The organism is Candidatus Symbiobacter mobilis CR, assembly GCF_000477435.1.
In the GTDB taxonomy this organism is placed as follows: Bacteria; Pseudomonadota; Gammaproteobacteria; order Burkholderiales; family Burkholderiaceae_C; genus Rhodoferax; species Rhodoferax mobilis.
The window spans coordinates 841,443-856,657 of sequence record NC_022576.1 but is presented as its reverse complement, the minus strand read 5'-3'; the positions used below and the strand labels follow the sequence as shown (position 1 = coordinate 856,657).

Annotated in this window: 13 protein-coding genes; 8 read left to right on the top strand and 5 right to left on the bottom strand. The window is 59.6% G+C overall.

The genetic code is table 11. From position 1 onward, the window contains the following. Positions 1 to 103 precede the first annotated feature (103 nt). From CENROD_RS03555 to rpoN, 8 genes are all read left to right on the top strand, one after another. Positions 104 to 1,390: a hypothetical protein gene (locus CENROD_RS03555; RefSeq protein WP_022771728.1), complete on the top strand. Its 1,287-nt coding sequence runs from the start codon at positions 104 to 106 to the stop codon at positions 1,388 to 1,390. An 11-nt stretch (positions 1,391 to 1,401) separates the two neighbouring features. Beyond that, on the top strand, positions 1,402 to 1,827 hold the full coding sequence (locus tag CENROD_RS03550) for a type 2 periplasmic-binding domain-containing protein (protein ID WP_022771727.1): 426 nt from the start codon (positions 1,402 to 1,404) through the stop codon (positions 1,825 to 1,827). A 502-nt stretch (positions 1,828 to 2,329) separates the two neighbouring features. After that, entirely contained in the window at positions 2,330 to 4,039 is a 1,710-nt protein-coding gene (argS, locus tag CENROD_RS03540; protein WP_022771725.1) for an arginine--tRNA ligase, read from the top strand. A 47-nt stretch (positions 4,040 to 4,086) separates the two neighbouring features. Beyond that, entirely contained in the window at positions 4,087 to 4,821 is a 735-nt protein-coding gene (locus CENROD_RS03535) for an SPOR domain-containing protein (protein WP_238551818.1), read from the top strand. Between the two features lie 82 nt (positions 4,822 to 4,903). Continuing rightward, positions 4,904 to 5,566, top strand: a complete 663-nt coding sequence (locus CENROD_RS03530; protein ID WP_022771723.1) for a thiol:disulfide interchange protein DsbA/DsbL — start codon at positions 4,904 to 4,906, stop codon at positions 5,564 to 5,566. A 148-nt stretch (positions 5,567 to 5,714) separates the two neighbouring features. Further along, positions 5,715 to 6,440 carry a lipopolysaccharide transport periplasmic protein LptA gene (lptA, locus tag CENROD_RS03525; RefSeq protein WP_051360294.1) on the top strand — a complete coding sequence of 242 codons (726 nt, stop codon included), beginning with the start codon at positions 5,715 to 5,717 and terminating at the stop codon, positions 6,438 to 6,440. A gap of 30 nt (positions 6,441 to 6,470) precedes the next feature. After that, on the top strand, positions 6,471 to 7,262 hold the full coding sequence (gene lptB, locus CENROD_RS03520; protein ID WP_041193979.1) for an LPS export ABC transporter ATP-binding protein: 792 nt from the start codon (positions 6,471 to 6,473) through the stop codon (positions 7,260 to 7,262). Continuing rightward, positions 7,263 to 8,828: an RNA polymerase factor sigma-54 gene (gene rpoN, locus CENROD_RS03515; protein ID WP_022771720.1), complete on the top strand. Its 1,566-nt coding sequence runs from the start codon at positions 7,263 to 7,265 to the stop codon at positions 8,826 to 8,828. It abuts the gene before it with no gap. 54 nt (positions 8,829 to 8,882) lie between these two features. Here rpoN and pbpG read toward each other — a convergent pair whose 3' ends face one another. The 5 genes from pbpG to nadC all read right to left on the bottom strand — a co-directional run bounded on the left by pbpG (position 8,883) and on the right by nadC (position 15,208). Further along, positions 8,883 to 9,962, bottom strand: coding sequence for a D-alanyl-D-alanine endopeptidase (gene pbpG, locus CENROD_RS03510; RefSeq protein ID WP_420795896.1), 1,080 nt, complete (start codon positions 9,960 to 9,962; stop codon positions 8,883 to 8,885). 522 nt (positions 9,963 to 10,484) lie between these two features. After that, positions 10,485 to 12,080: a 2-isopropylmalate synthase gene (locus CENROD_RS03505; protein ID WP_022771718.1), complete on the bottom strand. Its 1,596-nt coding sequence runs from the start codon at positions 12,078 to 12,080 to the stop codon at positions 10,485 to 10,487. Between the two features lie 298 nt (positions 12,081 to 12,378). Further along, entirely contained in the window at positions 12,379 to 13,194 is an 816-nt protein-coding gene (gene pssA / locus CENROD_RS03500) for a CDP-diacylglycerol--serine O-phosphatidyltransferase (RefSeq protein WP_022771716.1), read from the bottom strand. Then, on the bottom strand, positions 13,191 to 14,324 hold the full coding sequence (nadA, locus tag CENROD_RS03495) for a quinolinate synthase NadA (protein WP_081699805.1): 1,134 nt from the start codon (positions 14,322 to 14,324) through the stop codon (positions 13,191 to 13,193). The genes pssA and nadA overlap by 4 nt, the downstream gene beginning before the upstream one ends. Before the next feature lie 2 nt (positions 14,325 to 14,326). Further along, complete coding sequence (nadC, locus tag CENROD_RS03490) at positions 14,327 to 15,208, bottom strand: carboxylating nicotinate-nucleotide diphosphorylase (RefSeq protein WP_022771714.1); 882 nt, start codon at positions 15,206 to 15,208, stop codon at positions 14,327 to 14,329. Between the last annotated feature and the right edge of the window lie 7 nt (positions 15,209 to 15,215).

Here is a 15,215-nt window from a genome sequence, read left to right as displayed (position 1 = left end):
TGGCCAATCAATTAGTACCCGCTTTCGGATAGGCAGAAACACTTCAGTGAAAGGATTGTTTGTGTTTCAATTTTCAATCTTTATAAGAAACAGGTGAACGCAAATGCCAAAAAAATCGATTCTTCATACATTGCTTGCAACGTCGGTCTTGGTGTCTGGCTCGAATGCTATTGCTTCAGAGGGATTGGAGATATTGGAGTTCAAGGGGTTCGGTACCGTGGCCGCAACACGTACAGACTCCGCTGACAACGGCTACAAGGCAACCCCTCAACCCGCTAGCTTGGCCCGTGGAAATTCCTGGTCTCTGCAAAATGATTCCTTAATTGGTGTGCAACTCGATATTGCTCCTCACAATGATTTGTCTGGCACTGTACAAGTGATTGGCAGAAATCGGGAACAGGGAGATTTTGAAGCAGACTTTGAATGGGCATTTATCAAATACAAAATCGACAATAATTGGCGGGTTCGTGTTGGCCGGGTGTTGACTCCCGCATTTATGGATTCTGAGTACCGCTTTGTGGGTTATGCAAATATCTATGCTAGGCCGGATCCGAATATTTATACCGTTTATCCATTGTCAACCCATGACGGACTGGATGTGACGTACCGACGCAATCTCGACGCAGGGGGTACGCTTACCGCCAGTTTCTATGGCGGAAAAGCCGAGCTGGAAGGGCCAGGTAATATCATATTCGAAGCGTCTCGTTTGACTGGGTTTTCTTTGAGGTACGAAAAAGACAATTTCATGGTCAGGGTATCCAATACACAGACCAATATGATTATGAGCGGTTCAGGTGCCGCAATGTTTCCGCCTTTTCTTGCGGCTGCGCAGACGGCAGTTACACAAGGTTGCACAAGCTGCATCAATGCTGTCAATGCAATCCGTAATGGCATTGAGGATACCGGTTTGGGTATCAGTAATATCGGATTTCGCTATAGCTTTGACGATTACACAGCATGGGGAGAGTACATAAAAGTACATCAAAATGAGATATTGAATCCGGTTGATGAGTCTTATTTGCTTGGTTTATCAAAAAGCATCGAAAAATGGACACCATACATCACTTATAGCGACAACAAGACAACATCGAATGCCAGCAAAATTGATCTGAGTGACATCATGAAGATTACGATACCCCCAATCAAGGGTGCCATGTTGGCTTATAACAGCCCTGCCATATTCTCCAAGAATAATGGACGACATACGTTTGCACTAGGGACCAGATACGATATTGCGAAGAACACCGCTATATTCATAGAGTGGGCTGAAATCAGCTTGGATGACAACGTGGATTCTTCTCCTCTTCCGTATCCGCGTCTTAGCCCTCAAGGGCAACCCCGTGACGGCAAATTCCATCTGTACACATTGTCTCTCTCCTTCGTATTCTGAAAGGCACAGCGATGAAAACACTGATAAAAGCGATGTTTACCGTCGTCATGGTCGGGTGCTCGGCCGTGTCCATGGGTCAGGTGGCTGTCGTGGTGGGCGCCAATAGTGCCGTCACAGCCGTCAATACTGAACAGGTTGCTGGACTATTCCTTGGCAAGTCAGATCATTTGCCAGGCGTTCGCTCAGGGTTATTGCTGGATCAACCTGAATCCAGTCCAACGCGAGAACTGTTTTATACCAAAGTGACAGGTAAATCGACCGCACAGGTTAGGGCAGCATGGTCACGTCTGGTGTTTTCCGGCCAGGCCGTTCCGCCCAAGGTGGTAGCCAATTCCGAAGCCGTCAAAAAGATGGTGACTACCAACCCCAATGCTTTGGGCTATATCGAAAAATCCGCAGTGGATGCAACGGTAAAGGTCGTGTTGACGGTTGATTGAACCGATACCGTGCTGTGTGGGGAAACATCCCTACCTTAGCGCTACCCCCTTGCCATTGCATCCTGCACCCGCAGCGCGGGCAGGGGGGAGCGATACCACCAAGCGATGCCTGCTGCTGCAAATGGAGCGGGGTGCGCAGGGTGAGCGTCAAGTGAGCGTCAAAGTAGGCACACTTTGGGGCCTTGAAAGAAGCGGCAGGCTTGCCGATGCACGATTTTTTGCACGATGTTTTGCGCAAGGGCGTGCGGTTTTTGCGGGTGGCTATGGCTTGTTTTCCGCATCACCGCACCACGGGCTGGGGTAATCCATCGGCTATATTCCTTCGGCTTTACTGCAGCGGCTTGCCACCCATGGCTATCGATGATTGGTGGCAATCCGCCCCACAGGCAGACACCCCCTTTTCCACCTCACCCCAACATCCTCCACGACAACCCGGCCTGCAGGCCGGGGTCACGGCTTACCGCCTTGTAGGGCGGGGTTTCCAACCGGTGTTAGTTTTTCGATGAATACGGTCAAGGAAGAACTGCTTGCAGCCCTGCGACGGGCCTTGGATACCCTCTCCCCCGGCGCGGGGGAGGCCACCTACCTGGAATCTCCCAAGATTGCAGAACATGGGGATTACGCCACGACGGCTGCGATGCAGCTTGCCAAACCGTTGCGCCGCGCCCCCCGCGCCATTGCCGAAACCCTGCGCGCTGCCTTGTTGGCAGACCCCGCATTCCAGCGATGGGTGGCGTCGGTCGAGATTGCCGGGGCCGGGTTCCTGAATCTGCGTCTGCATCCCGCTGCCAAGCAACAGGTGGTGCGCGCCATCCTCAAACAGGGCGCTGCTTTTGGCGCACGCCCCCCTTGCGGACAGCGGCTGATGGTCGAGTTCGTATCCGCCAACCCCACCGGGCCGCTGCATGTGGGCCATGCGCGGCAGGCTGCGTTGGGGGATGCGCTCTGCAATCTGTACGCCACGCAAGGGTGGCAGGTGCATCGCGAGTTCTACTACAACGATGCCGGCGCGCAGATCGAAGCCTTGGCCCGGAGCACCCAGCTTCGCGCCCAGGGTGTACGCCCTGGCGATGAGCGCTGGCCCCTTGATACGGATCACCATAGCGACCCCCTCGCAACCAAAGACCTCTACCGTGGCGAGTACATCGCCGATATTGCGAGGGACTTTCTCGACCGCAAAACAGTCACGTCTGGCGATGTGGAATGCACGGCTTCGGGCGATGTCGACAACCTCGGAGATATGCGCCGTTTTGCCGTGGCGTACCTGCGGCGCGAGCAAGACCTGGATTTGCAAGCCTTTGGCGTGCGCTTCGATCATTACTTTCTGGAAAGCAGCCTCTACAGCACGGGCCAGGTCGCCCAGACCGTCGAACGATTGCAGCGTGCCGGGGCCACCTACGAACAGGATGGGGCGCTGTGGCTCCAGACGACGCAGTACGGCGACGACAAAGATCGCGTCATGCGCAAGCGGGATGGGAGCTATACCTACTTCGTCCCGGACGTGGCGTACCACATCAACAAGTGGAACCGGGGGTTCCAGAAGGTCATCAACATCCAGGGTACCGACCACTTCGGCACCATCGCCCGGGTGCGTGCAGGGCTGCAAGCTGCTGGAGTCGGCATCCCCCAAGGCTTTCCAGACTATGTGCTGCACACGATGGTCAAGGTCATCCGTGGAGGGCAGGAAGTCAAGATCAGCAAGCGTGCGGGCAGTTACGTCACCTTGCGCGATCTCGTCGAATGGACGAGCGCGGACGCCGTGCGGTTCTTCCTGCTCAGCCGCAAACCGGATACGCCGTATGTGTTCGACGTGGATTTGGCGATTGCGCAAAACAACGACAACCCTGTGTACTACGTCCAGTACGCCCATGCGCGGATCAGTTCCGTGCTGGCAGGGTGGGGTGGTGACGTCAATGTCTTGGCTACTGCCGATCTGGCGGCCCTCGACACCCCACCAGCATTGACGCTGCTGCAATGCCTGGCTGGCTACCCGGACATGCTGCGCGGCGCGGCGGAACACTTCGCGCCGCATGACGTCGTGTTCTACCTACGTGACTTGGCAGCCACGTACCACAGCTACTACGACGCCGAGCGCATCCTCATCGACGACGATACGGTGCGCCATGCTCGCCTGGCGCTCGTCGCGGCCACGGCGCAGGTGCTGCGCAATGGGCTGGCGGTGCTGGGGGTGGGCGCCCCTAGCCGGATGTAAGCGGTACTGGCATAGCGGGTAACACGATTTTCGACAGGACTATGGATATGCTGGATATGCATCGGTATTCCCCAAGGCACAGCGGCGGAACCTTGCTCGGGTTCGTATTCGGGCTTGTCGTGGGCCTGGGGGTGGCGCTTGCCGTGGCGGTGTACGTCACCAAGGCACCCATTTCTTTCGTCAACAAGGTCTCGGCTCCCAGTGCCGAACCCGATGTCGTCGAGGCCGAGAAAAACCGCAACTGGGATCCCAACGCTCCCTTGCATGGCAAGAAACCCCAGCGCTCGGCGGCAGGTGCGGTGGCAGCTTCAGAGAGCCAGGGTGATGTTGCTGCTGTGGTGGCAACGGTGGTTCCCTCCCCCGCCAAGGCCCAGCGTGGGGCAGTCGAACCTACTGCAGCAGATCCACTGGGGGACTTTGCCCACATCCACGCTGCCCGGGAACCCCAAAACGCCCAAGTTGCCAAAGTCGCCCCAGTCGCCCCAGTCACCAAGGTGGACACTCCAGCGCAGCCCACGCAGGCCAGTGCATCGAAACCCGCGACGCTGTTCACCTATTTCGTGCAATTGGGGGCGTACCGCACCGAAGACGAAGCAGAAAACCAGCGGGCCAAGTTGTCGCTAGATGGCCTCGAAACCCAGGTGTCCCATCGGGATCAGGGTGGCAAAACGGTGTACCGAGTTCGTATGGGGCCGTACGATGATCGCGAACAGGCAGAACGGGTGAAGTCCGATCTCGAAGCCCGTGGGATGGACACTGCATTGGTTCGGGTACAGCATTAGGGCCACCGGGGCGCCCAAGGTGGCAGAGATACTGGGCCATGACACCGGCACAGCGCCGATATTGCGGGATAGTGAGGCAATCATGACTGCACGCAGACAATTCATCGCAGGTTCCGCTGCATTGGCGGCATCGCTGCTCTCTCCTGCCGTTCGTGCGGTAGAACCAGAGCCTATCGAGGGCGTGCATTACGTCCGCATCGACCCTCCGGCGCCGGTGGGGATAGCCGCTCCCACCATCGAGGTGGTGGAATTTTTCTCGTACGGATGCACGCATTGCTTTGCGCTGGATCCGACGGTATCGCAATGGGCGCGTACCTTGCCATCCGATGTGCGCTTCGTCCGCGTCCCCGTTGCCTTCCGGGACGATTTCGTGCCACAGCAACGGCTGTATTACGCGCTGGAATCCCTGGGGCTGCTGGATTCACTGCATGAGAAGGTGTTTGCCGCCATCCACCGGGAAAGGCTGGCGCTGGCGCGGGGCACGGCCATCGAGAGCTGGGTTGCTGCGCAGGGCGTCGATGCGCAAGTGTTTGCGAAGCACTTCCATTCCTTTGACGTTGCCACGCGGGCCAGCCAGGCGTACCAGTTGCAAATGGCGTACCGCGTCGAAGGGGTGCCTTCCCTCGGCGTTGCCGGGCGCTTCTATACCGATGGGCAATTGGCTCGATCCAACGTGCGTATGCTGCGCGTTGCGGACTTTTTGATTGCACAGACCCGCCGTCAGCCTGCCCATCAGCCTGACTAACTTTCATGCCAGTTTTGCCACCCCAAATGATGAAATACGCCTGGGAGCGCGGGTGTCCCACCCGCCAAATGCGGGCAAGATGCCCGCGCTCCCAAGAGTGGCGCTATGATTTTTGAGGTATTTCACGTTAATGCTCTCAACGTCGCGAATGTCGCAAACTACGCTCCAGCGCATCCGCAAGCTTTGCCGCTTAGGGGGGTATGCGTTCCTGCTGGCCGGGTTGGCGCCGATGGCCGGGTTGCCTGCGCTGGCTGCGCCGCCCCAGCAGGCAGAACCGGCGCCTGTAGCAGCTCGTGGCAGCGACGATCGTCGCGATGCAACGCTCCCCCGCCAGACACAACCGCTCCACATTGAAGCCCAAAGCCTGCGCTACGACGAACGGCAGCGGCGCAGCGTTTTCTCCGGTTCCGTCGTCATGACCCAAGGTCTGATCGTGCTGCGTGCCGACCGCATGGAGTTTCACGAGGACGCCCAAGGTCAGGTGCATGGCACGATGCATGGTCTCGATGGCAAGGTGGCTTCGTTCCGGCAGCACCGCGAAGGGGGCGACGAATTCGTCGAAGGCGAAGCGCAAACCATCACCTACGACGCCGTAACGACAACGGTGACGCTACGGCAGCGAGCACGCCTGCGCAAGTACCGTGGCGCCGTGTTGAGCGATGCCTTTGAAGCACAGATGATCGTCTACGACGGGGAGGCAGATCGCTTCGAACTGGTTGGGCAGCCCGCCGCTGGCCCTGCATCTGCCGTCGGATCGGGCCACGGAACCCGGGTGCGCGCCATGATCTCCCCCCGTGCTTCGGCGCCCGCCACGCCCACCCAAGCCCCCATCCTGCTGCGCAGTAGCACCGGCATCGACGCGCCGGGCCTGTAGCCACTAGCTATGGAACACACAGCTAGCGAGATGGACAGGGCAGGCGCCCATGATGCTACGCAACGTGATTCCCAGCCTTGCCGGGGACGCTTGCAGGCAGAGCATCTGCAAAAGTCCTACGGCAGCCGCAAGGCGGTGCGTGATGTGTCCTTGACGGTCTGCGAGGGCGAAGTCGTGGGCCTGTTAGGCCCCAATGGGGCGGGGAAGACGACGTCGTTTTACATGATCGTCGGGCTGGTGCGAGCCAGCGCCGGGTCCATCCGTATTGATGGGGTGTCGATCGAACGCTTGCCCATCCACCGCCGCGCGCGGCTGGGGTTGAGTTATTTGCCCCAGGAGGCATCGATCTTTCGTCGGCTCGACGTGGGGGACAACATCCGTGCGGTGCTCGAATTGCAGCACGATGCAAAGGGGCAGCCGTTCGATGATGCGACGATTGCACAGCGACTGGGCGCGTTGCTGCATGATTTGCGCATCGAACACCTCGTCGATACCCCGGCGATGGCACTGTCTGGCGGGGAACGGCGGCGCGTGGAAATTGCCCGTGCGCTGGCCACCCAGCCCCGGTTCATCCTGCTTGACGAACCCTTCGCGGGGGTCGATCCGATCGCCGTCATCGAGATACAACGTATCATCCAACTCCTCAAAAGCCGGGGAATTGGCGTGCTCATCACCGATCACAACGTGCGAGAAACGCTGGGGATTTGTGACCACGCCTACATCATCAGCGAAGGCTGCGTACTGGCGCAAGGAACCCCGACCCAGATCGTCGACGATGTCGAGGTGCGCCGCGTGTACCTGGGTGAACACTTCAAGATGTAAATGCAGCAAGGGCTTTCCCTGCGGGTGTCGCAGCATCTTGCGCTCACGCCCCAGTTGCAGCAGTCGATCCGCTTGTTACAGCTTTCGACTGCGGAGCTGGAGCAAGAGGTCGGGCAGATGCTCGAAAGCAACCCTTTCCTGGAACAGGCTGCCTCGGACGAAGCAGAGCCTGCCTCCGAGGGCGAAGCAGGGTCCCGCTCGGGTTCCAGCCAAGATGTACAGGGAACCGAGGCTCTGCCCGACGCACCCCCCAGCGATACACCAGACATTCGCCGGGACGAAGACAACGCGCTTTCCGGCACTTCCGAAGAACTGGACTGGGGAGAGGGCGCTTCCGTCGCGGTCGAAGACGGGGATTGGGGGGCTGCGGTGCATTCTGGCGACGGCGACACCGAAGCCGGGGAATGGGCCGCCAGCCTGCCCACCTTGCGGGATCATCTGCACGAGCAAGTGCTGCGGTTGCGCATCGGGGATGCAGACCGTGCAGCGCTGGGTTTTTTGATCGATTCGCTCGACGACAACGGCTACCTGGAAGACGATCCCGACGTGCTTGCGCAATCCCTAAGCCAGGGGGATGCCGATGTGGCAGAGGCACTGCGCCACCATTTCACGGTCGCATGGAACTTGTTGCGCCACCTTGATCCCATCGGCGTTGGGGCGCGCAACTTGGCGGAATGCTTGCGCTGGCAGTTGGAGGCTTTGTGGGAAGAACCCGATGAGCCGGATCGATCGGTCGTCAACGTGGCGTTGCGGTTGTGTACACAACCACTGGAATGGCTGGCGCGCAAGGATCTCAAGCGTCTTGTTGCCACAAGCCAGGCCGGGGAAGATGCCGTGCGCGCAGCCTTGGCACTTATCGCCAAGCTGGAACCCCAGCCGGGGCGGCGTTTTGCCGATGTGCGCCGAGCAGCGATCATTCCCGATGTGATCGTCGTTCGCAAAATGGCGGAGGGAACGGTTGCGGGGTCGATCCGTTTTGAAGTGCAGCTCAACCCGGAAGTCGTGCCGCAATTGCGCATCCATTCCTTGTATGCCCAGGCATTGCGCAGCCACAGGACGGGGGTTCGGGACGATGGCGGCGTGCGCGGCCTGGAAAAATGCCTGCAAGAAGCACGCTGGTTCGTCAAGAACGTGCAGCAGCGTTTCGAGACGATCTTGCGCGTTAGCCGGGCCATCGTCGAACACCAGAAAGGGTTCTTGTTGCACGGGGAGCTGGCCATGCGCCCGCTGATCTTGCGCGATATTGCCGATGAACTGGGCCTGCACGAGTCGACGATCAGCCGGGTGACCAATGCCAAATACATCGCCACCCCCCAGGGCACCTTCGAGCTGAAGCACTTTTTCGGCTCCGGGCTGGGAACCCAATCGGGGAGTAGCGCTTCGAGCACGGCCGTGCGTGCGCTCATCAAGCAATGGATTGCCGAAGAAAACCCCGCCGCACCGTTGAGTGACGGCCAAATTGCCGATCAATTGCAGGAACGGGGCATTGCCTGCGCACGCCGCACGGTCGCGAAGTACCGCGAAGGGCTACACATTCCCCCAGCGCCGCAGCGCAAGCCTTGGTAGAACTGCAGGGGCGACGGCAGTCGCGATGGCTGGGTTGCGCGCAACCCAGGTAGCTCAACCCAGACGGGCTTGGGCCTGGGCAGACGGATGGCTGGCCGTGCCGGTGTTTTCCAGCCAATGGCGTACCCGCGCCGCATCGCCGATCCGCGACAGTTTGCCTGCGGAATCCAGGAACACCATGATCAATGCCCGCCCGGCGACTCTCACTTGCATGACCAGGCATTGGCCTGCTTCGGCGATGTACCCGGTCTTTTGGAGTCCGATGTTCCAGGAAGGGTTTTTGACCAGGCGATTCGTGTTGTGGTACTCCAGCACGCGGTTCCCCACTTCCACATAGTGGCGGGGGGACGTGGTGAGCTGCCGCAGTAGCGGCTGCTGGTGCGCGTTATCGACGAGCTTGACCAGGTCATGCGCGCTGGATTGGTTCCGGCTGGAGAGACCCGTAGGTTCGACGAAGCTGGTGTCACGCATGCCCAGTCGCTGCGCTTTTTCGTTCATCTTGACTACGAAAGCGGGGACACCACCGGGGGTAGTACGCGCCAGCGCGTGGGCCGCACGGTTCTCGCTGGACATCAACGCCAGGTGCAGCAGCTCGCCCCGGGTGAGTTCCGCGCCCACCACGAGCCGGGAAGACGTACCTTTTACCGTATCGTTATCTTCTTCGGTAATGGTGATTCGTTCTTGCATGGGCAAGTGGGCATCAAGCAGCACCAGTGCAGTCATCAGCTTGGTCAGCGATGCAATGGGCAATACCGCTGCATCGTTTTTGCGCAGCAGGACTTCATTCGTGTGCTGGTCAACGACCAGAGCGACCGAGGACTTCAGCTCGGGCACCATCGAGTCCACGACGGCATCGGTCACGGTCACCAAGTGCGCTGTGTCTGGAGGGGGGGCGGCTGCGGGGGCCACCGGCAGTGCAGGCGCCGCCAGCGCGGGAACCTGGGGTGTCGTCAGGGTGGCTGGCTTGGGCTGGGCCATTCCCTTGCGGGCGGCTGCGGCAACCATGGGAGCGCGGGCAGCAGCGGGACGACGCACTGATGTATGCACCGACGTCTGTACCGCAGGCCGCAACACGGCGGCTGCCTGCGGCACCCGTGCCCGCTTGGCCACGAGGGGTTTTTTGGACGCCGCCACCGCAACGCGAACAGCATGGTTGGGCTTGTTCTGGGCTTGGGCGAGGGTTTTTTTTGCCGTCTTTGGGCCTATTTGTTTGCGTGTCTGTGGAGTACTCGTCTGTGGAGTACCGGCCAGTTTTTTCCCAGCCAGTTTTTTGCCTGCAAGATTGCGTGCCTTGGTTTGGGCCAATGCCTGGGCTTTGGCTTTAGCCTTGGTTCCTGCCGTAGCTTTGGCTTGGGGTTGCGCCTTAGCCTTCTTTGCCTTGGCAGTGCCCGGGGCAGGCACGGCAGACTTGCTGGCGGACTTGTGAGCAGGGCGCGCAGAGGGGTTTGCAGCCAGGGCAAAACCCTGCGTGCCACAAACCAGCCCCAGGATGAGCAACCAAACCCGGAAGCAGCGGCTCCACGATCGCGCGAAAGTGTTGGTCATTGCCGTATCCCATACAGAGTGTTCCCAGATTGTAGCGGTAACTTTATCCCAATAAAAACAGCTACTTAGCTGCAATTTCTCGCGCAATGCTTCAAGCTCGCTCTGCGCCCTTCACACTTGCGCGCCGATGTGTTCCGCCTGCCCCACGAGTTTGTTGAGCGCGCACAAATAGGCCTTGGCCGATGCCACGACGATGTCGGGGTCGGCGCCCACGCCGTTGACGATGCGCCCGCTGCGTTGCAGTCGCACAGTCACTTCCCCCTGGCTTTCTGTCGATCCGCTGATGGCATTGACGCTGTAGAGCACCATCTCCGCCCCGCTTTGGGCGTGGACTTCGATGGCCTTGAGGCTGGCATCGACGGGGCCATTGCCCTGCGCGGTCGCAGTCACTTCCTTTCCGGCCATGGCCAACACCACGGTGGCTTCGGGCGTTTCTCCCATTTCGCTGTGCTGTGACAGCGCGACGAGGGCAAAGTGCTCGGGATGCTTGGCTGCGTTTTCCTCCGTCACCAGCGCGAGGATGTCTTCGTCAAAAATTTCGCTTTTGCGGTCGGCCAAATCCTTGAATTTGGCGAAGGCTGCGTTGATGTCCAACTCGCTGTCGAGCTGTACGCCCAATTCGTGCAAGCGCTGTTTGAAAGCGTTGCGCCCACTGAGTTTGCCGAGAACGATTTTGTTGGCAGACCAGCCCACGTCTTCGGCGCGCATGATCTCGTAGGTGTCGCGCGCTTTCATGATGCCGTCCTGGTGGATCCCCGATGCGTGCGCAAAGGCATTGGCGCCAACGATGGCCTTGTTGGGCTGGACGACGAACCCCGTGGTCTGGCTGACCAGACGGCTGGTGGCGAGGATTTGCGTGGTATCGATGCGCGTGCGGATGCCAAAGTAGTCGGCGCGGGTACGCACGGCCATCACTACCTCTTCCAGGCTGCAATTGCCTGCGCGTTCACCCAACCCGTTGATCGTGCATTCCACCTGCCGGGCACCGCCGATCTTGACCCCGGCAAGAGAATTGGCTACAGCCATGCCCAAGTCGTTGTGGCAATGCACGGACCAAATGGCCCGGTCTGCATTCGGAACCCGTTCGCGCAAGCGGCGCAGAAAGTTGCCATACAGCTCTGGAATGGCGTAGCCGACGGTATCGGGGATGTTGATCGTCGTGGCCCCTTCGGCAATCGCCAGTTCGATGACCCTGCAGAGGAAATCTTCTTCGCTGCGGTAGGCGTCTTCGGCGCTGAATTCGACGTCGTTGACGAGTTGCCGGGCCAAGCGCACGGCAATCTTCGTCTGGTCGAGCACCTGTTCGGGGGTCATCCGCAGTTTCTTCTCCATGTGCAATGGGGAGGTTGCGATGAAGGTGTGGATACGTCCATGGGCTGCGGGTTCCAGGGCTTCTGCAGCAGCGCGGATGTCGCGTTCATTGGCGCGTGCGAGCGAACAGACTGTCGAATCCTTGATCGTGGACGCTATCGAACGAATCGCTTCGAAATCCCCACGGGAACTCGCGGCAAAGCCGGCTTCGATGACATCGACTTTCAAGCGTTCGAGCTGGCGGGCAATGCGCAGTTTTTCTTCGCGCGTCATCGATGCGCCGGGGGATTGTTCTCCGTCACGCAAGGTCGTATCAAAAATCACCAAGGTATCTGTGGAGGCCACAAAGGCTTCAGAGGCTGGGGCTACGGAAGAATCGGCGGTCGTGTTATCCATGAAAGTCTCCTTAAAAAAGGTGTGGCACGAAAGGGAAAGAATGAAAAAAGCCCGTAGCACTATCGGTGCATACGGGCCTGGAGGGGAACGGAACGGAAACTACAAAAAGCCTATGCTTTGCTTAGGTTTTGGCGAATCGGCGTTCCCAATACCACAATGGGGAAATGCGGGAAACAATACATTCCGGCATTCCAGCATTCCCTATCGGCCCGAGGAATTGGGGCGGACATAGTCGAAAAGCGTGTGACATGAATTCAATGTACCACATGCACAGCAAAAAGCCTATTCGCGCATAGGCTCAACGGTGCAATCCGCGTTCTTCGGGTTCCTCGGTCGATACGCTGATGATGCTCGTCGGCAGGTCGCGCATCCTCCGGTACACATGCAAGGCATAACCACTAAGCCCATACACGACAAACATGCCAAACAGCACGACGGCAGGAGCCAGATTGACAACGGCGATGGCGATCGTCATGACGACCAGCGCAATGAAGGGCACGCTACGCTTGAGCTGCAAATCCTTGAAGCTGTAAAAGGGGACGTTGGTCACCATCGTCAACCCTGCATACAGGCAGACGAAGAACATGAGCCACGCAACCCGGCTGCCGGACACTTCCAAGTCTGTCATCACCCATACAAAACCCACAACAAGCGCAGCGGCGGCAGGGGAAGGCAGCCCCTGAAAGTACCGGGTATCGACCACACTGGTATTGACGTTGAATCGAGCCAGGCGCAATGCAGCGCAGGCACAGTAGACAAAGGCGGCAATCCACCCCCAACGGCCAATGCCCTGGAGCGCCCACACATAGGCAATCAGCGCCGGGGCGGCACCGAAAGAGACCATGTCAGAGAGCGAGTCCATTTGCTCGCCAAAGGCGCTTTGGGTATGGGTCAACCGGGCAACGCGCCCATCGAGGCTATCGAACACCATCGCGCAAAAAATCCCCGCTGCGGACAGCTCGAAACGCCCGTTGATCGCCATGACCACGGCGTAAAACCCGCCGAACAGCGCAGCCAACGTCAACAAATTGGGCAGCAGGTAGATGCCTTTGCGCCGTTGCCCTGTTGGGGCGGGTCTGGCACGCATTCTGGCGGGAACGCCCCAGCGGTTCATGGGGCGGGCCTCGTGAAGGCCAACATACGTTCGATGGGAATGCGAGCGCGTTCGGCCAGACCGGGATCGACTTCGATGGCAGAAGCCCGTGATTCCAGAACACGAACCAGGCTCGCCAACCCGTTGGCGGACATCCACGGGCAGCGCCCGCCATGCACGCCAAGGGTCGGCGCACCGACGAACTCCTTGCCGGGATAGGCTTGGCGCAATCGGTGTAGCAGCCCTCCATCGGTAGCCACGACATACAACGCTGCATCCAAGGTTGCCGGGGCACGCAAGATTGCCGTGGTCGATCCGACCATGTCTGCCTGCTCCAGCACGTCGGCGGGGGATTCGGGGTGGGCCAGCAGGCGCGCTCCCTCGCGGCGTTGCAGCAAGGATCGCACCGAGGCGGCGTCGAATTCCCGGTGGACGATGCAGGACCCGCCCCAGACGAGCATGTCCGCTCCCGTCTGGCGCTGGACATACGAACCCAGGTGACAGTCCGGCGCCCACAAAATCTTGTGGCCTTGGTCGGCCAGATGGCGCACGACGTGTACTGCACAGCTCGATGTGACGACCCAGTCCGCACGGGCTTTGACTGCGGCACTGGTATTGGCGTAGACCACCACGGTGCGATTCGGATGGGCATCACAAAAGCGCGAAAACGTCTCTGGCGGGCAGCCCATGTCCAGCGAGCAGTCTGCATGGGGATCTGGCATCCAGACTTCTTTGTCCGGCGACAGGATCTTGGCTGTTTCCCCCATGAATCGCACGCCGCATACCACCAGGTTGCGTGCAGGGTGCTCTTGCCCATAACGCGCCAATTCGAGGGAATCCCCCACGAACCCTTGGGTTTCGATGGCCAGATCTTGCACGTCGGCGTCCACGTAGTAGTGCGCCATCAGCACCGCAGAGCGCGAGGCCAACAATTCCCGGGCACGAGCGCGCAATTGGGCGCGGGCCGCCCCGTCGGGCGTAGGCTCGGGAATCCGCACCCTGGTGGAACATGCTGTACACCGCAATTCCCCACCCGGCAAAGGCTGGGGCAAATCGAACGAGAACTCGCGAAAGGGCGCTGTGAAGGGCGCTGTGGACGCTGGCGTGGCCGGGCTGCGTGCAGGGTTGTCGATAGGGTTGGCTGTACTCATGGTCATGCGGGGGAAACCGGGACGAAGCGCATCGAGAAATCGATGGCCCTGACGTTTTTGGTCAGGCTGCCGATGGAGATGCGGTCGACTCCGATGGCTGCGATGGCCTGAATCCCCGAAAGGGTTACGCCGCCTGACACTTCGAGCGATGCGCGTCCAGCATTGATCGCCACGGCAGCGGCCATCTGGGCCAGGCCCATGTTGTCGAGGAGGATCATGTCTGCGCCGGCGTCCAAGGCTTCCTTGAGCTGTTCGATGTTTTCGACTTCGATTTGGACGAAGCGGGCTTTGTGGCCGACAGAGCGCGCCTTTTGTAGGGCTTGCATCACCCCTCCAGCGGCAGTGATGTGGTTTTCCTTGATCAGAATCGCGTCATACAACCCCAAGCGATGGTTGATGCCCCCACCGACGCGCACTGCGTACTTTTGCGCCAGACGCAGCCCGGGCAGGGTTTTTCGGGTATCGACGACTTGGGTACGCGAGTTTTGTACTTCGGCCACCGCACGAACGTAGTCGCGGGTTTTGGTTGCCACGGCACTGAGCAATTGCAAAAAATTGAGCGCAGTGCGTTCCGCGCTGAGCATGGCGCGGGCAAGGCCGTCGAGTTCGAGGACGACCTGATCCGCAACGCAAGCCTGGCCTTCCTTGACGTGCCAGACGATTTGCATTGATGGGTCGAAGTGTCGGAATGCCGCCTGGGTCCAGGGGGTTCCGCAAATGACAGCGGCTTCGCGGGCACGGATGGTGGCGTGCGCTCGCTGTTCGGGTTCGATCAGGCAGGCGCTGAGGTCACCCACGCCGACGTCTTCCGCCAGCGAACGTTCCACGTCGGCTTGCGCCAGCTTGGCCACGGACTCTTCCGAAAAATCGAAGTACTCGTCCATATCGATC